General features: G+C 54.7%; 15 protein-coding genes. 2 read left to right on the top strand and 13 right to left on the bottom strand.

What is annotated here, in order from left to right; genetic code table 11:
• Window positions 1-54 precede the first annotated feature (54 nt).
• The 5 genes from ACXX82_RS22810 to ACXX82_RS22790 form a co-directional block, all read right to left on the bottom strand.
• Window positions 55-2187 (bottom strand): 3-hydroxyacyl-CoA dehydrogenase NAD-binding domain-containing protein, encoded by a 2133-nt coding sequence (locus ACXX82_RS22810; protein WP_458563762.1) that lies wholly within the window; start codon window positions 2185-2187, stop codon window positions 55-57.
• A gap of 77 nt (window positions 2188-2264) precedes the next feature.
• Window positions 2265-3581, bottom strand: coding sequence for an MFS transporter (locus ACXX82_RS22805; RefSeq protein ID WP_322238644.1), 1317 nt, complete (start codon window positions 3579-3581; stop codon window positions 2265-2267).
• Window positions 3582-3669: 88 nt separating this feature from the next.
• Window positions 3670-4188 carry a MaoC family dehydratase gene (locus ACXX82_RS22800; RefSeq protein ID WP_323507065.1) on the bottom strand — a complete coding sequence of 173 codons (519 nt, stop codon included), beginning with the start codon at window positions 4186-4188 and terminating at the stop codon, window positions 3670-3672.
• 39 nt (window positions 4189-4227) lie between these two features.
• Window positions 4228-5394, bottom strand: a complete 1167-nt coding sequence (locus tag ACXX82_RS22795) for an acyl-CoA dehydrogenase family protein (protein ID WP_458563761.1) — start codon at window positions 5392-5394, stop codon at window positions 4228-4230.
• Window positions 5391-6686 (bottom strand): CaiB/BaiF CoA transferase family protein, encoded by a 1296-nt coding sequence (locus ACXX82_RS22790; protein WP_458563760.1) that lies wholly within the window; start codon window positions 6684-6686, stop codon window positions 5391-5393. Before ACXX82_RS22790 ends, ACXX82_RS22795 begins: the two co-directional genes overlap by 4 nt.
• Before the next feature lie 101 nt (window positions 6687-6787).
• On the opposite strand from ACXX82_RS22790, the gene ACXX82_RS22785 reads away from it, so the two are divergent.
• Window positions 6788-7675 carry a LysR family transcriptional regulator gene (locus tag ACXX82_RS22785; protein WP_322238640.1) on the top strand — a complete coding sequence of 296 codons (888 nt, stop codon included), beginning with the start codon at window positions 6788-6790 and terminating at the stop codon, window positions 7673-7675.
• 331 nt (window positions 7676-8006) lie between these two features.
• Here the strand turns inward: ACXX82_RS22785 and ACXX82_RS22780 are convergent, their stop codons facing one another.
• The gene (locus ACXX82_RS22780; RefSeq protein ID WP_322238639.1) at window positions 8007-8912 is read right to left on the bottom strand and encodes a LysR family transcriptional regulator; all 906 of its coding nucleotides are present in this window, start codon (window positions 8910-8912) and stop codon (window positions 8007-8009) included.
• Between the two features lie 192 nt (window positions 8913-9104).
• On the opposite strand from ACXX82_RS22780, the gene ACXX82_RS22775 reads away from it, so the two are divergent.
• Window positions 9105-9971: an oxidoreductase gene (locus tag ACXX82_RS22775; RefSeq protein WP_322238638.1), complete on the top strand. Its 867-nt coding sequence runs from the start codon at window positions 9105-9107 to the stop codon at window positions 9969-9971.
• Between the two features lie 71 nt (window positions 9972-10042).
• On the opposite strand, the gene ACXX82_RS22770 is transcribed toward ACXX82_RS22775, so the two are convergent.
• From ACXX82_RS22770 to gspL, 7 genes are all read right to left on the bottom strand, one after another.
• Entirely contained in the window at window positions 10043-10537 is a 495-nt protein-coding gene (locus ACXX82_RS22770) for a type II secretion system protein N (RefSeq protein WP_322238637.1), read from the bottom strand.
• A 151-nt stretch (window positions 10538-10688) separates the two neighbouring features.
• On the bottom strand, window positions 10689-11909 hold the full coding sequence (gene gspF / locus ACXX82_RS22765) for a type II secretion system inner membrane protein GspF (protein ID WP_323507063.1): 1221 nt from the start codon (window positions 11907-11909) through the stop codon (window positions 10689-10691).
• A 12-nt stretch (window positions 11910-11921) separates the two neighbouring features.
• The gene (gene gspE / locus ACXX82_RS22760; RefSeq protein WP_458563759.1) at window positions 11922-13373 is read right to left on the bottom strand and encodes a type II secretion system ATPase GspE; all 1452 of its coding nucleotides are present in this window, start codon (window positions 13371-13373) and stop codon (window positions 11922-11924) included.
• A complete protein-coding gene (gene gspD / locus ACXX82_RS22755; protein WP_458563758.1) occupies window positions 13370-15622 on the bottom strand; it encodes a type II secretion system secretin GspD in 2253 nt (750 codons plus the stop codon). The genes gspE and gspD overlap by 4 nt, the downstream gene beginning before the upstream one ends.
• 8 nt (window positions 15623-15630) lie before the next feature.
• Window positions 15631-16365 (bottom strand): type II secretion system protein N, encoded by a 735-nt coding sequence (gspN, locus tag ACXX82_RS22750; protein WP_458564047.1) that lies wholly within the window; start codon window positions 16363-16365, stop codon window positions 15631-15633.
• Window positions 16366-16497: 132 nt separating this feature from the next.
• On the bottom strand, window positions 16498-17052 hold the full coding sequence (locus ACXX82_RS22745) for a type II secretion system protein M (RefSeq protein WP_458563757.1): 555 nt from the start codon (window positions 17050-17052) through the stop codon (window positions 16498-16500).
• Complete coding sequence (gspL, locus tag ACXX82_RS22740; protein WP_458563756.1) at window positions 17049-18323, bottom strand: type II secretion system protein GspL; 1275 nt, start codon at window positions 18321-18323, stop codon at window positions 17049-17051. The genes ACXX82_RS22745 and gspL overlap by 4 nt, the downstream gene beginning before the upstream one ends.

Raw genomic sequence — 18323 nt, 5'->3', positions numbered from 1 at the left:
CGGAAAGGGCTGCGCTGATGAAGACGCTCCCGTGATGATGGTTGACCGACCAAATTAGCTGGCACGGCCTAGTGATGCCGCTGGCGTCCAATAGCCGAAACGGTTGCCGCGTCTGCGACCATAATCGTCAAGGCGGTCGGACACCAGTTGACGGCCGAGTGTATCAGCGTAATACATCGGGCCGCCACGCTCAGGTGGGAAGCCATAACCAGCAAGCCAAACGATGTCGATATCCCCCGGTCGGGTAGCTACGCCCTCCTCCATAATGTGCGCACCCTCGTTGATAAGCGGTAGCAAACAGCGCTCGACAATCTCTTCATCCGTTATGTCGTTGCGGCGAGCGATTCCGGCTAGTGTCCCAAGCTTGGAACAGATTTCATCAACAGCGGCGTCGTCGCGCGCCGTGCGTCCATCGTAGCGATAGAAGCCGCTACCGGACTTCTGGCCGAAACGGTCTAGCGCGGCCAATTCTCGACAGACAATGCGATAGGTCGGATCGGACGGTAGCTTGCCCTCCTTCCCGCGCTCTTCCACTACCTTGGCACAGACATCTACTCCTGCCAGATCCATCATGCGGCATGGTCCCATCGCCATGCCGAATTGCTCGAGGGCGGTATCGATACGACGCGGAGTCAATCCCTCTAAAAGCATCGCCTCGGTTTCGCGGAGATAGCCTTCGAGCATCCGGTTGCCAATGAAGCCGTAGCAAACGCCCGACACCACCGGTACCTTTCCGAGTCTGGTAGCTAATGCCATAACCGTTGCCAGCACATCGGGCAAGGTCTCTTTACCGCGCACTATCTCGAGTAACTTCATCACGTTCGCAGGACTAAAAAAATGCAAGCCGACTACATCTTGCGGACGGCCAGTGGCAGCCGCGAGCACGTCGACATCCAGCGTCGACGTATTGGTCGCAATGATCGCCCCGGGCTTTGCAATATGGCCCAGCCGTCGGCATACCGCCTGCTTGATCTCAAGATTCTCGTACACGGCTTCCAGCACCAGATCGCAAGTGGCCAGTGCCGCATCGTCAAGCGCTCCTGCCAAGCGCCCAACGCAGGCAAGGGCCGTCTTCACGTCGATCCGGCCAGCCTTCACACCGCGCTCGTATTCGGCCGAAATGGCAGCCAGCGCGGCATCGCGCGCGATGGTACTGACTTCAAGTAATACGACCGCAATACCTGCGTTCATAAAGGCAATGGCAATACCGCGTCCCATCGTGCCACCTCCCACGATACCAACTGACGCCAGAGGGCGGCGCTTTGTCATAGAACTCACACCGGCAATTTTTGTGGCGGCACGTTGCGCAAAGAAGGCGTGCTGCAATGCCGCTGCCTCGGGACTTGCATTGCAGGCCACAAACTGCATGCGCTCGAACCGCAGTGCCTCGTCGAACTGCTGCTCCACTGCTGCCTCAATAACATCGATTGCTGCAATACGCGCACGCGCCTGAGCGCGGTTGCGAGTCTTCTCAGCGCGTGCTTTGGCGAACAATCCAACCGGCATGTTGGCGACATCGACCGCACGGTCACGCGCCAACAGGCCGGCGTTAGCCTTGAGGGCAAGCTCTGTAGCATAAGCGATCGCCCGCCCTACCAAATCGTCGTTAGTCGAGATCACTGCATCGATCAGTCCTACGGCGAGTGCGTCCTGCGCCCAGAGCAACTTGCCGGTTAAGATCATCTCTAGCGCCAGCGGTAGGCCGACCAGGCGCGGCAAACGTTGCGTTCCCCCGGCTCCAGGAATTACACCCAGCGTGATTTCGGGAAACCCGATACGCGTATCGACGTGGGCGATGCGCGCATGGCAGCCCAGTGCTAATTCAAGTCCGCCACCCAACGTATGACCGAACAGTGCGGCCACCACAGGCTTACCGCATTGTTCGATTGCGGCAATCACCTCATTCGGATCGGGTTCGCTGGTCATTAGTACGCCACTGCGATCAGAAAACTCACCTATATCAGCCCCCGCGACGAACGTGCGCCCGGCGCAGGCAAGTACAACAGCCCTCACCTGTTGGTCGGCGCTGATCAACGCGAAGGTAGCGAGAAGCTCTCGTCGCACGGAACGTGAGAGCGCATTGACAGGCGGATGATCGATAGTCACCACGGCAACGTCGCCCTGCGTCGTAATGCTGACGTGTCCATTGGAGATCGAATTGGATAGGTTTTCTGTGTAAGGTGTCATGATGGTCGGAGTTCATAAAGAAGAGGCAAGCCGGGTGAAAGTTATTCGCGTATTGCGTCATCGGGTCATCTCGCGAGTCACTTGCCCGGATCAAGGCTGATGCCGCGCGTCTCCGGCATGATGATGTAAGTGATCAGGCTGATAAATGCCCAAAAGATCACATAAGTGATGAACCAACCTTCCTGATGACGTGATGCGAAATACGTCATCAGATAGGGCGTCGTACCGCCGATCAACGCAACCACCAGGTTATAGACCGTGCCGATGCTAGTGACCCGGATCTCAGCGCTGAAGACCTCGGCCATGACCGTCGGAGCGATCGCTGAATATAGTCCGTAGCTCAAGAGACCGAAGCACTCCACCAGAAAAACTGACGTAAAGCTTGCGCCAGTCGACATAACGACTGGGTACAGGAACAACACATTTAACAGTGCGAAGGCGATGAGCGGTGGCCGACGACCAATGCGGTCGGACAGCATGCCGAAGAACGGCTGTGAGATGAGGAACACCGCGATGCCAGCAGTTGCAGCACCGAATGCGACGCTCGGAACCGCACCCGCATGGCGGATCGCGTAAACAGGTATGTAGCTGACGAACAGATAAAAGCTGGGCGCCCCAAGCGCCGCGATGCCGATCACGCGCAGCACCTCTCGACGATGATTTCGCCAAATCCACAATAGAGAACGACGCTTGATTCCGCGCGCGCGCAAAGCGATAAATGTGTCAGTTTCACGTATGCCGTAGCGCAGCCAACCGCCGAAGATCGAGGCACATCCACCGATGAAGAAAGGTATGCGCCAAGCCCAAGCTTCAAGCGTCGGAGTACCAACGAAATACGTCATCGCCCAAGTTAATATAGAGGCTAGCAAAAGTCCCGAGGCGACACCGACGTACATGAAGCTGGCATAAAATCCGCGTTTCGCAGGCGGTGCCGATTCCGCCATATAAGCCGCCGACGCACCATATTCACCTCCCGCAGACAGACCTTGCAGCATCCTCAAGATGGTCAGCGCAATCGGTGCTGCGATTCCGATTTGATGAAAGGTCGGTAATATCGCAATCAGCAGCGACGAGCCTCCCATCAAGCCGATGGTCCATGCAAGGGCGGTACGACGTCCGTAACGATCGGCAAATGCGCCCGTCAACCAGCCGCCTATCGGGCGCATGCTGAAGCCAACCGCAAAAACTGCGAACGTCGACAATAGGGATGTCGTCTCGTTGTTGGTCGGAAAGAACTGCTTGGTGAAGAAGATCGCGAAGCCGGTGTAGACCAGCCAGTCGAACCACTCCAGAGCATTGCCGACGCAACCGGCGAACAGTAATCTCGCTGTGGGCTGTTCAGTGTCAGATGCTACTTCGAACCTCGGTAACGCATCTGTGTGCGCATTCAACATAGTGATTGTCTCCGTCTTATTTATCAAAACATGCGGTAAGCCCCGCATGGCCCTTCAGTTAATTACGCCAGGTCCATTCCATGTCCAGTCACGCATGGGCCGGCGCACTCGATACATGCCTACGTCGCACCAGTCGCAGCGGACGGTACACCATGAGCGGAGTACCATCCCCCGAAACGACGGTGTTCTCCGTGCGCACCAAGCCCCGATCCAGCTTCTTCGACTCGCGCCGCTCGATGACCTTGCAATGTACATAGATCGTGTCGCCGATCTGGATCGCGTGCTTTACATCAAGGTCGGTGTGTAGAAATGCGAGGCCGGTACGATCAAGCGATGGCGAGACCAGCCCTTCGGCCATCGTGAATACCAGGCCCGCGGGTACCGGACGCCCGCCAATCACATTGACACTTTGATCGTGACGATTGGTGAAAAGCTCTTCGGTAAACCAGGTGAGGTTAATAAAAGATACGAGGTCGGTTTCGGTGATCGTGCGTCCGGCCGTGTGCCAGCGCGTACCCGGCACAAACTCTTCCCACATCATGCCGATGCCGATCCGACCAAGATCGGTTCCTTCGGTATTGTTATCGCTCATCGTATCTTCCCTCAAAAGTTTGACTGCAGGCCATTACACGTTACGCATAGTGTCTTAGTAGGATCTCGGCAGTCCGAGCACCTTCTCAGCAATAAACGAGAAGATCATCTGCATGCTGACCGGCGCAATGCGCAGCAGCATCGCTTCCCGAAAGTAGCGCTCGACGTGGTATTCCTTCGCATAACCGAAACCGCCATGGGTCAAAACAGCCGCTTCACAAGCGCGAAAGCAGGCTTCCCCCGCCAAGTACTTCGCCGCGTTCGCTTCCGCGCCACACGGAAGACCCTGATCGTATTTCCAGGCCGAATGAAGCACCATTAACCACGCAGCCTCGAGGTCCATCCAACACTGTGCGAGCGGATGCTGGATACCTTGGTTCTTCCCGATCGGTCGACCGAATACCACCCGCTCGTTGGCGTAGCCAGCGGCACGTGTTAATGCGGCACGGCCCAGACCGACGGCAGCGGCGCCGACCAGTGTGCGTTCTGGATTCATACCATGAAGGATGTTACGGAAGCCCTGGCCTTCGACCCCGATCAGGTCGTCCGTAGGTACCGGCAGATCATCGATAAACAATTCGTTCGAGTCGACGCATTTGCGTCCCATCTTTTCGATTTCGCGCACGTCTACATAGCGCCGGTCAAGATCAGTGTAGAACAAGCTCAGGCCGTCAACTGGCTTTTTGCACTCCTCAATTGGTGTGGTGCGAGCCAGCAATAGCATTTTTTCGGTGACTTGAGCAGTCGAAATCCATACCTTGCGGCCGGTAACAAGATAACGATCTCCATCGCGGCGGGCGAAGGTCTTGAGGCGGGTTGTATCGAGGCCCGTGTTGGGTTCTGTTACCGCGAAACAAGCCTTCTCCTTGCCCATGATCAACGGCGGTAGAATTCTCTGCTTTTGCGCTTCCGTGCCAAACACCACAACCGGGTTCAGGCCGAAGATATTCATGTGAATGGCAGACACGCCACTCATGCCAGCACCCGAACCGGATAGTGCTTCCACCATCAGGGCCGCTTCGGTAATCCCGAGTCCGGCTCCGCCATAGGCTTCGGGCATGCAGACGCCGAGATAGCCCGCCTGCGCAATCGCTTCATGGAAGTCGAGCGGAAAGCCACCATTGCGGTCGCGCTCTAGCCAATATTCGGCTGGAAAATCACTACATACCTGACGCACTCCATCCTGGATAGCGCGTTGCTCATCGTTTAAAGAAAAATTCATGATGTCACTCCAGAAATCGTATAACCCGTCGCCGGACTGTTGGTTTTGACGACACCCTCGCCATCGGCTGTGTTTGGATAAAACTGAATGGCGCCGCCGCTGGCTAGCATCGCCTCGCGGGCGGAAGTACCAATCCCCGCCTGAGCCAAAATCTCGTTGGTATGCTCTCCTAATCGGGGCGGCATCGCGACAGGCGGCCGCTTGCCATTGAACCGCATCGGTGGCGCGACCAGTTTTACCTTGCCTAGTGCCGCGTCATCCACTGTTGGGAACATCCCGACCGCCATCAGATGCGGGTCGCGCTCAAGATCAGCCAGCCGATTCAGCGGTGCAGCTGGAATATCGAGTCGATCGCAAGCGGCAAGCCACACCGCGCTCGAACACATCGCTACACGCTCTCCGACCAGCCGGTAAAGTTCATCGATATGTCGCGTGCGTGCGCCGATTCCCATGAAACGCGGATCGTCAGCGTATTCAGGAACACCCGCCTCACTGAAAAAAAGGCGCCAATGACGATCAGTGTAGGGAACGATACAGACATAGCCATCGGTCGTCCGATATGGACGACGCCAGCGTGTCAGCAGACGCGGATAACCAGCTTCGCCTTCGGGTGGTACGAAGTGTGCACCGTAGAAATGCTCGATGAGTGTGAAGTGCACCATCGATTCGAGCATAGGCACTTCTACATAGACGCCGCTGCCTTCGCGCGCACGCCGGACGAGCCCCATCAAGACTGCCTGAGTAGCGAACATGCCGCAGATTTTGTCGGCAATCACGCTCGGCACATAGGACGGCTCTCCACCCTGGTCCGCCGATAGCCCCGCGAGACCGCACAAGCCCTGGATGATGTCATCGTATGCGGGACGTCCCGCGTACGGGCCGTCTTCACCAAAGCCATGTGCGGCAACAACGATGAGTCGGGGATTGCGCTCAAGCAGCGCCTCGGGACTAAAGCCGAGTGCCGCCATTTTTTGCGGGCGCATGCTGTGTAGCAGAACATCGGCATTGTCGATCAGCGCGAACAGCGCATCGCGTGCGGTCGATTGCTTAAGATCGAGAACAATACTCCGCTTGCCGCGATTGACACCTAGAAAGGCAGCCGCCATGTCCACCTCGGGGGACGGCCCGATTTGGCGCGTCGCATCACCACCGGGTGCCTCGATCTTGATCACGTCGGCGCCGTAGTCGCCCAGTTGCTGGCTAGCGAACGGCCCTAGCATGATAGTCGTCAGATCAAGTATACGGACGCCAGCCAGTGGCGCTGCATCGCCCATTTGTTTTGCCTCGGCCATTCCAGTTCCCTTTGTTTTTTATCACTCAGTCAATCGTATACGTCGACCCGAAACCGGTCTAATATTAGTTTTATCGTTTCTGATATCAAAAGAGTATCGCCATGGAACTTCGTCAACTTCGTCAATTTCTCGCCGTCGCGGAAACGCTTAACTTTCACAAGGCGGCTGCGCGTTTGCATATTGCCCAACCTCCTCTATCGATGGCCATACGCCGTCTCGAGACCTCGCTTGGTGCGGCGCTGTTTGACCGCACCAAACGCGGTGTGGTGCTAACGGCCGCTGGTCAGGCTGCGCTGGAACATGCACGCAATGCGGTATTTCATGCAGATCAGGTCCGCGAAAGTATCGCGCTCGCCAACACGAATGCCATTGGCAAGGTGCGCGTGCATTTTGTCGCTTCATCAATGATGGCATTTGTCCCGCGTACGATTGCGCGCTTTCATGAGGCATTCCCCAAAGCGGAGCTAGATTTGTACGAAGCAGATACGCAAGCCATACTCAAGGCAATCGAGGTCGGTGACTCCGATATCGGCATAGTGCGCTTTCCAACACCTAGGCTGGCATCGATCACAATGGAACCCGTGCTGAGTGACCGCTATATCGCAGCGTTGCCGGAGAATCACCGACTCGCAGGACGCAAGTCATTACGGCTGATAGAGTTACGCGACGAACCCTTCATCATTCCATCGCAGCGCATGACGCCAACCTCGCATCTGGGTGTGCTCGCGGCCTGTCATCAGGCCGGGTTCATCCCGCGCATCGTTCAGCAGGGATCACAGGCGCAGACCATTATTGCGCTGGTTGAGAGCGGGCTGGGCGTTGCACTTGTACCCAAGCTCTGGGAGATGATGGCGGGGCGTTCGGTAGCCCTGCGCCCGCTTTCCGACCAACGCGATGGCACCACCGGACTAGGCATCGCGTACCGGACCAACGCCGTAACGCCACTGGCCCGGCATTTCCTGGAGTTTGCGAAGGCAATCGCGGGTTGACCTCGCTAATGCTGCTGGCAAGCTTCGCTTAGCTGACGTCCATGGGGCAACCCGAAGCCAAAATAGAAATATAAGTGGAGAGATGCAGATTAGCCAAGAGGCAATGTGCCGCTATGTGTATGCTAAAAGGAAGGCTTAATTTGGAAAGCATTTCCTTCTACTCCATAAACGCCGAGCTTTTACGGTTCACCATATCAAGCGTCTCTCAAGCCTGAAAGTCATCTTTAAAATGAAAGAACGTCATCGACCTCACCCACATCATTCGATGCTTAAGTTATCAATAAGATTGAAGTTAAGTTGAGGAAGTTTAACGGTCGGCAGCTTCTTCCCGTTAGACCGGTGTTTGGATGAAATCGACAAATGCCCGCAACGGAGCCGGTAGGTGACGCCGTCCGGAAAAGTATAAAAACGGGCCAGGAAAGCGTGGCCACCACTCCTCCAATATCGGCACCAATTGACCGGATTCTAGATACGGCGCGAGCCATTCCTCGAACAGATAGATGATGCCATGTCCGGCTACAGCAGCGCTGACCGCGATGTCGGCGATGGTCGGCGTGATGATCAGTGGGCCAGTTGGCTCTACACACAACTTCTTGCCGTCGCGCTCGAATTCCCAAGGGTGCATCGCGCCGCTGAGAAATTTACCACGCAAGCAAGCGTGTTCCATCAAATCACGCGGGTGTATCGGCATACCGCGCAACGCCAGATAGGATGGTGCGGCAGCGACCGCAAAGCGTTGCTTACGCGGGCCGATCGGCACTGCGATCATATCCTGCTCCAACTCTTCCCCGTAGCGTATGCCAGCGTCACAACCGCTGGCAATGACATCGACAAAATTGTTGTCCACCACCACCTCCACCGTGATGTCCGGATAGGCGCTCATAAAGGCGTTAATAATCGGCAAAAGAAAAAACCGGGCCGCGACTACCGGCACATTTAAACGCAGTGTGCCGCGCGGACTATCGCGCAGATCGTTCAGCACGTCTAACGCGCTGTGAACGTTGTCCAATGCTGGCATCAAATGCCGCAATAGCAACGCTCCGGCCTCTGTCGGCGTGACGCTGCGAGTGGTCCTGAGCAGTAAACGTATGCCAAGCTGATTTTCTAACCGGCGAATAGCCTCGCTGAGCGTCGATGCTGATTGCTCGCTGGCGCGCGCAGCCTGACGAAACCCCTTGTGCTGAGCCACCAGCGCGAAGGTCGCTAGATCTGCCATCGAATAAGATTCTGAACTCATTATTTGTCTACCTGATTGTGCGGTATGCCGAACAGCCCGTTCGGTGCTGAACGGATTATCACACAACGTGGACGTGGCTACAATGACGTGACCAGTTGCGCAACGGTGCTTGACAGACAATTAGAGAATTAGATAACCAGACAGGCTGGCGGTGAAGGCCTGACTAATCACAACACAACCCAAGGATTTTTCATGACCATTTATCAACTTTCCGACGACCAATTCACCCCGGCCAATTGCGCCCTTTCGTTTAATCGCGTCGGCTATGGCGCCATGCAACTGGCCGGTCCCCACGTATGGGGTCCGCCGAAGGACCGTGCTGGTGCGGTGGCTGTTCTGCGCGACGCAATGGAACTGGGCATCAACCACATCGACACATCGGACTTTTATGGGCCACACGTTACCAATCAAATTATTCGCGAAGCGTTGCATCCTTACTTTGACGGGCTAACCATCGTCACTAAGATCGGCTTCCGGCGCGGCGAAGACGAATCATGGATACCATCCCATAGCGCACAGGAGTTACGTGCCGCCGTGCATGATAATCTGCGCAACCTGCAACTCGATGTGCTCGATGTTGTCAATTTGCGCGCGCCCGGCATTACTGGCCCCGATAATTCGTCACTAGCGGCTTCGATGGAAACGTTGGTACGGTTGAAGCAAGAAGGGCTGATCCGTTACATCGGGCTTAGCAATGTGACCGCAGAGCAAGTGGCAGAGGCGCAGCAATTTACCGATATCGTCTGCGTGCAAAATCAATACAATCTGGCGCACCGTGACGACGACGCACTGATCGATACGCTGGCTGCGCAGAAGATTGCTTTCGTGCCGTTTTTTCCGCTCGGTGGTTTCACACCGCTGCAGTCGGACACCTTAACGCGCGTGGCCGCCTCCATGCAGGTCAACCCGATGCAAGTAGCGCTGGCATGGCTGCTACAGCGGGCGCCGAACATACTCGTGATTCCCGGTACCAAGTCAATCGCCCATCTGCGTGAGAATGTGTTGGCGGGTGCGCTGCAACTTGATGCGGAGGCATTAATTGCATTGAATAATATCTAGTTTTGCCGCGACGACTTTTGTGCAGTAACGATCGGTGCTCAAATGCCGATATTTTCATCCTGCGCAAACGTTTATTGTGCCGTCTGAGGAGGTGTCAATAACGAAGGCGGTCCGAGTGGCCCCGATTTGGGCTGCACTTCTTCAGGCAGCATTACACGCTTCAAAATACCTGCTTCGGACAGCAGAACATAGTTAGGATGCACCTCTTGAATACTGGTCCCGGGTAACAGTTCCCTACCCTGCCTCACCGCTTTGGCAGGCTTGCCATCGACACTCAGAATGGCAACGCTTTCCTCAGATTTTTTCGCAGCGACTACACCCAGTAACTGGTAATTGCTGGCGACCGTCACCGTCTCGCGCCCTCCAAATAAACCTGCCGCCATCATCACATTGATCGGTGGTCTCTCCGGCTGCGGCGGTGCTACGACCACGCGTGTTGGAGGCTTGACCAGTGTTATTACCCAGTAAGCAGTGCAAGCGCAAAGCAGCATGAATAGCAGCAGGCTAAGACGTTCCGGCATACGTTTGGAATGCTTGCTTAACCTTTTACTTAATTTTTCACTCATATGACCGCCTTGCGCTGATCTATTTTATTAAACACTATGTCAGAAATAGCCGCGCAGTATAGAGAAGCAACGCGATCCTTCCCTCGGCTATTTTTCTTTTACTAATACCAATTCCAGACGCCAAACCTGATGTGAGCGAGTTATATGTGTTTTAGCGCACCAGTTGATTGATTTCGATGATCGGCATCAGTACCGCCAGCACAATCAGCAATACCACCACCCCCATCGCCAGAATCAGGGCTGGCTCCAGCAAGCCGGCCATGGTCATTGCGCGTCGTTCAAGATCTTGTTCCTGCGCATTGGCAGCCCGCTCCAACATTGCTGGTAGCTCGCCTGTGACCTCGCCGGCCCTGATCATATGAATCAACAAAGGAGGAAAATGTTTGTGTGCTGACAAAGCCTGCGCCAGACTAATACCCTCACGAACGCTGGCAGCGGCCGTATCCACCTGTTGCTGCATCGCGACATTGGAGAGCGTATCCCGACTGGTTTGCAATGCCTTCAGTATCGGTACACCGGAACCGGTGGTAATGGCTAGCGTGCTGGCAAAACGCGCCGTATTGAGGCTACGTTCGAACTTTCCGTAAAGCGGTGCGCGTAACAGCCAGGTATCCCAGCGCATTTTGGTCACGGGATTCTTCAAAGCCATGCGCCAGCCATACATCAAGAGACACACCGTCAACAACACCGCCCAGCCATAGTTGCGTACGACGCTGGAGGTCGCCAGCATCAGCACGGTCAGCAACGGTAATTTCTGTTTGGTATTGGCAAATACAGCAACGATTTGTGGCACCACATACGTCAACAGGAAGATCACGATGATGAATGCCACCACGGTGACGATAGCCGGATACGTGAATGCCAGTTTGACCTTTTGTACGAGGGCATTGCGCCTTTCGATGTAATCTGTCAGGCGCGAAAGTACACGCGATAATTGACCAATTTGTTCACCGGCAGCGACCAGAGCGCGATAAATGTCAGCGAAATCTCGCGGATGCGCAGCCAACGCGGCAGACAAGGACGCGCCGCCCATAACGTCCGAGCGTATAGAAGCGATCAAATCACGCTGATAGGTTCGCTCAGCTTGCTCCATCAGTGCAGTTAATGCCTGCTCGAGCGGCAGGCTGGCTTCTAACAAACTGGCGAGCTGGCGCGTGAACAATGCAATCTCAACGGTGGAAAGGTGTCCGGCAAAGCCCCGCCGTTGAAGATTTCCGGCAGCATCCACCTGCTGCGTAATCGGATCGACATTAAGCGGCAATAAGCCTTGGCTGCGCAAACCGGTCCGCGCCATTTTTGCGCTGTCGGCATTGACCACGCCCTTGATACTACTACCATTATTATCCACTGCTTCGTACCGAAATGCTGGCATGGTAGTCCTCGCTTACTCTTTGGTGACGCGTAGCAATTCCGCATGCGTACTGACACCGTCGGCAAGCCAGCGCTCGCCATCCTGGCGCATGGTTTGCATGCCGTCGCGTTGCGCCACTTGCTGTATTTCGGCTTCGGACGCACGATTGTGAATGAGTGACTGAATCTGATCAGTTGCCTGCATTAATTCGTACACACCCACCCGCCCTTGATACCCGATGTGCGCGCAGCGCTCACAACCGACGGCCTGCCAGAACTGTCCATCATGGCGGCGGCAATGAGTGCATAATTTTCTAACCAGACGCTGTGCCACCACACCCAACAAAGAGGATGACAACAAAAAGGGTTCTATACCCATATCCAGTAACCGCGTTACCGCTGCAGCCGCATCATTGGTGTGTAACGTTGCCAGTACCAAGTGTCCGGTCAGCGAAGCCTGTACCGCAATTTGAGCGGTTTCCAGATCACGTATTTCACCAATCATGATGACATCCGGGTCTTGCCGCAAAATTGCTCGCAGCGCTTTAGCGAAACTCATGTCGATACGCGCATTGACTTGGGTCTGGCCAATCCCCGCCAGTTCGTATTCGATCGGATCTTCAACTGTCAAAATATTCGTACTGGAAGTATTCAGTTGCGATAGCGCAGCGTACAGCGTGGTCGTTTTTCCGGAACCAGTTGGTCCTGTTACCAGAACGATGCCATGCGGCTGGGCGATCAATCGGTCGAACTGCGTCTGCACGATAGCGCTCATACCGAGATGTTGCAGATCGAGCCGACCAGCTTCTTTTTCCAATAAGCGCAGCACTGCCCGTTCACCATGACCGGTCGGCAAAGTGGAGACCCTTACATCTAGAGGCTTGCCACCAACCCGCAGAGTAATGCGGCCATCTTGCGGCAATCGTTTCTCCGCAATATCCATTTGCGCCATGATCTTGATTCGAGAAATCAGCGACGCGTGGATTGCCTTCCGTGGTCGCACGACATCGCGCAAACTACCGTCAACGCGAAAGCGCACTACCGAGATCTGCTCGAATGGTTCGATATGAATATCCGATGCCCCTTCTCGTAAAGCTTGTGTCAGCAAAGCGTTGATCATGCGAATCACCGGCGCATCGTCCGATGACTCTAGCAGATCCACGACTGCAGGCATATCCTGTAACAGTTTGGCGAGGTCGAGATCGGATTCAAACTCATCCACTACTTGCGCTGCATCGCCGCCAGAACCTGCATAAGCGCGCGCAATTGCGGCATCAAGCTCTTCACGCGATATCACATGCAACCGCATCTGGCCGAAGCGACGACCGACTTCAGCAATCGCGGCCCGCTGGGTTATGTCGGAAATCCACAACTCCACCGGATGGTCCGTGTTATCGGCACCTCCGGTGCGTTGAGCCAGCAATGCGTTATGCCGGGCAAATGCATACGGCAATAGTTGCGTATCGGTCCTGCCAATATCGCTCATGGCATTTTTTCCTTCAACACTTCCGGTGATTCCCTTACTTCTATTCCGAGTTTATCTGCTGTACCTTGCTGCTGCTCTGGGATCAGCATGTCCGGAGCACGTTGCTGTCTCGACCTGAGATCGACGAACGGACCGCCATCTTCTAGTATTGGTGTCACGGAGGAACCGAAATCGGTAAGAATACTTTTGTTCGGCTGAACACTAATCTGGGCATTACGCATGTAATCGTAACGGTCAGCAACGATCGTAGCGCTCTGCTCCTTGTTGCGGATAATGGTGGGGCGAAGGAAGATCATCAGATTGGTTTTGTTGCGGGAGCCAGACTGATATTTAAATAAATTACCAATAAATGGCAGATCCCCCAGCAAGGGTACCTTCTGGATAGTATGTTCGTTATCGTCCCCAATCAGACCACCCAATGCGATGATGCCGCCATCATCAATTAGCACATTCGTCTCTAGCGACCGCTTGGTGGTAGTTGGCCCATTCTGATTGGATGCGGTGCTCTGGACCACCGCTGACACTTCTTGAGAAATTTCCAGCCGCACAGTACCACCTTCGGAAATATGCGGCTTAATTTTGAGCGCAGTTCCCACGTCCTTTCGATCGACTGTGGTAAAGGGATTGGTGGTGGTTCCACCCGTTGTGGCGTACGATCCAGTCACAAAAGGAACGTTTTGTCCGACCACGATCCGCGCCTCTTCATTATCCAGCGTCAGCAAGTTTGGCATCGATAGCACGTTGCTGCCGCTCGTGGCGTTCAAGGCACTGGCAAGCGCACCTAAGCCAATTTTTCCTGCAATCTGGCGAAACACGCCGAGCTGCAAGCCAGCGCCGAAGTTAGGCAATGCGCCAGAATTCGCTTGCAGAGCGATCGCAGTATTGAACAGGTTGCCGCTAGTGATGCCTGTATTCGTTCCGGTAAATCCCGTTCCTCCGCCGACGCGATAAGCACTATTTTTATCTCCGCTGAGGGCCAGCCACTGCACGCCGATCTCGCTGGCCGCCGTATCTGTCACCTCAACGATTAAGGCTTCAACATAGACCTGCGCGCGCCGCGTATCGAGTTGATCGATAACGCCGCGCATATTACGATAGACAGCATCACTGGCAGTAATGATCAGCGTATTCGTCGTTTCATCCGCCTGAATAAAGCCGGCGCCACCTCCGACTGATGGGACGGGACTGCCGACCGAAGCCGACGATGCGCTTGACATTAACGTACCGGATGCGCCGCTGTTCGTATTCTGGAATGCCCCACCAGCGTTAACGTTGGAAGCCGGACCGCTGGACGAAGGACCGGCCGTGGTTGCCGAGCTGTCGAACGAAACAATGGAGCGCAACGTTTTGACCAGCTTTACGGCATCGGCATTTTTCAGGTAAACCACATGTACATTGCCAACCTGCGTCGTGGGCTGATCAAGCTTGGTAATCAGCGCTTTTGCCAACATGGCGCGCGCCGCAGAAGGCGCGCGAATAACCAGCGAATTAGTTCTGGAATCGGCCAGAATCATGGTGCGCGCGCTATCGTTTCCTCCTTGTGTAACAGCACCGGTATCAAGCAATTTACTCGCCATAACAGCGATATCGCTGGCCACTGCATAGCGCACCGGTATGACATCCAGATCTCTGACCGCTGGCACGTCGAGCGCAGCAATCATTTTTCCGAGGCGCTGCAGATTTTGGGCATAGTCGGTGACCACTAGTGTGTTGTTGCCGGGGTTGGCATTGATCGTATTGTTTGGCGAAATCAATGGCCGTAATATTGGAAGGATATTGCTTGCAGATTCGTAGTTCAGCGCAAATATCTGCGTTGCAATCTGGTCGCCTCTGACACCCGCCGAAGGTATCGCGCCTAGTTGCAACTTGGCGTCCGCCTCAGGAACCACTTTAACGAAGCCGTCGCCCTGCACCACCGCGTAACCTTGTAGACGCAGAGTTGATGCCAGCAATGCGAAGGCCTGCGATTTGCTCAGCGGTTTTTCCGACACCAGATTGATCGTTCCCTTAACCCTCGGATCAATGATGAATGTCCTATTGGTGTACTGTCCGATGGCTTTGATCACCGACTCGATGTCAGCACCGACAAAATTCATTATTGCCTGACCGCCGACGCCGTCATTTATATTATCTTTAATAGTTGCTGCAAAGACAGAGGGGACGGTGGCCGCAGTTACGCAAGTCAGCAACGTCATAATGGCGACACGCCAGCTGAGCGATACCAATGGTGAGGGGGTGAAGAGATGCATTTTATCTTTCAAGATTTGAAATCTAGATCGGTAACGTTTTTCCCGTTCAGATGGCGAGGTTGGCCGATTAAACTCAGTATCATCGCCAATTGTTTCTCTTGCCCCGCCGCCGCTTCTGCTGTTCCTGAAAACTGTACATGACTGTTGTGTAAATTACCACTACCATTCAGTAATAATGATCCGGTTATTGTCTTCAACGTTAACCCTGCCTGGCTACCCATCCAATCAAAATGCATACGATAACTGCCGAGCGGCTTGACCGGCGAAAGGCGCGATCCGATCCCGATCATGTCTAGTGTCATCACTCCGTGCAAATCCAGGCCCTTAGTCGTCCTTAGGAGCGTCATGGGATTCCAGGCTAACCGAATCATCCCTGATGGCTGTAGTGTGTTTAAGGGCGCACCAAATGCCATCAACCGTTCTGCCGGGACCGCAACACTCGCCGCACTGATGGTCAAGCTAGTCCAGTTGCCGCGTACCGTGACCGGTTGCGACAGTACTTGCACATTTGCGAATGTCGCGTCCACCAATCCCACCAATACCAGCGGCGAAAGATGCCAGACCAATCGACCTGGCAACAACGGCATCACGGGACCGTTGTCGTTGGCCGCAACGCCGATAAAAGCAGAGCCCCGCCACAACGAACCTTGTGTATCGCCCAAGGTGATTCGGCCGCCTGTCTTATTTTCTAATAGCGGCCCCAACCACGCCGCTGGGAGAAAAACCAACACCGTTATTAGCACACTCAATGTTGCGGCTCCGGCCCACCTGATTCCAAGGGTTAACGCCCGCATAATGTTCTCACTGACTTAATCAGCCTGGAACCAAAATAAAATCTGCTGTTTACGCTGAAATACTGGCTGATATCCAAGACGCTACTCATGCTTTTGCCCCACGAGCGTGACACTCGCATTCACGATCCCGGGCTGCGCACTTTTTCCCGTACCGGGATCATCAAGCGCGTTAATATTGGCCTCCGTAATTTCCCAATGTGCGGACTTTTGGGCATTGTCAAGCCAGTCAAGCAAGCTGACAAAATCCACCTGAGACAATTGCACCTTCGCAATGTCACCACTCATGCTCACATTTTGCGGATGTAGACCTTTGCTCTTAAGCGTGGCTTCTACCGTTTCCTTGCTCAATGGCAAAATGCGCTCTGCTGCCTGGCGACTCGATAGCGTTGCAGCTATTGCCGTCAAGGATTGCATTTCTACCGATTGCTGACGCAGTGTCGGCAAGTCTTTTTGCAAGCGCGCCCTTCCTGACAGTGCTGGCCCAATCAACAATAAATGCATGATGACCAGCACGATGAATATCGCAGAAGCGCTCAGCAAGCGGCGTTCACGAAGATTTCGTTGTAACCAGAAATCGGTTGCCGACCTCCGCATTTTTGCCCAAGTCGACCGCAATGGATTGGACGGAGAATTCACTTGATACTCCTGATCTGCCATATGCCGGAAGTTGGCTTAATCAGCGTTAACTGATTAGCCTCCAAAGCGCTCCTCATTTGTACTTCAATGGCATTGGCTTCGGCGGCATTTTTTAAACGCACTAGCAAACTGCGGTCATGATATTCAAGCGCAATAATCGCATTCTTCCCGGCACTGCGTGGCAGTGCGGCCCAAGCCTGGCCGAAACCGGCCGTGAGCACCAAAAAGTCGTCAGCCCCAAGCTGACCACTGCGCCGTTCCATAAGGGCAATTTTCTGTTTCATTTGTGCAATGGGATCAATAATCACGCTCTCGTTTGGATAGGCGACAAGGTAGCTTTGCGCCATATCGGCCCGGATACTGCTGGCTTCTCGGCGCATGCGCCACCATTCCACATTTAAGCTGAAAATATTTACTAACAGCAATGCTGTTGCCAATCCCAGAGGCCAGCGCCATCGACGCCAATTAACATCGGTGCGTGCCCCTCTAACCGTCAGTCCGTCCATCAAATCAAGGCCGCCACTCTTCGTCAATTTTTGAGCGCCACCAACCCAGCGCTCCCATTCGTCAGGGATTACCGTGACCTGCTCGTCGCCGAGTTCCTCATAAGCCGACCGGCTAGATTCATCTACATAAAGTGTCACCAACTGATGCGGCACAATGGTAGTCAGTCCATACAACACCGCTTGTGCTGCCGACTGCCCCGGAAGCGGACTAATTAACCAGCCCATGCCGTCATTCTCAGCGAGTCGCAACGTGACATCCATATCAGCACCGTAATCGGTAACGGCAGCGACGGCTGTTCCGGCCTCGGGCAGCGGCAGGCAAAGCTGCGCTGGCAACGCCACGAGTTTGTTGGCGCCAAGCGATAGCACGGTCTTCACTATCAACGCCAGCCAATCCCGTTGCACCACGGCAATGAGGCGGAGATTACCGTTGGAACCATTACTCTTCCGGCTCGCAACAATCACGCAATCGTGCGGGTCAGTCAGCAAATGCTCTTCAACAAGATTCGGCAATGCCAATCTCAATTTGGTATCTGACAACGGCGGAATCGGCAGTCGCAACAGATTGACGTCGCCAGCCGCTACTATCAAGACCACTCGCGCGGCGGCGCCAATATGTTCAGCCAGACCGGACAGTTGGTTCGTTCCTTGATCAACGATGCGGCCCTGTTCGGATATTAGCGCGAACCGACAATCCGGCATGGGTAACGCCGCTGCGGAATTGATCGTGGTCCTCAGAGGTAGTCGAATATATAAAGTACTCAA

Source organism: Glaciimonas sp. GNP009 (assembly GCF_054343755.1).
Note: the sequence above shows the minus strand (reverse complement) of the source record. Positions and strands in the feature narration are given on the sequence as shown.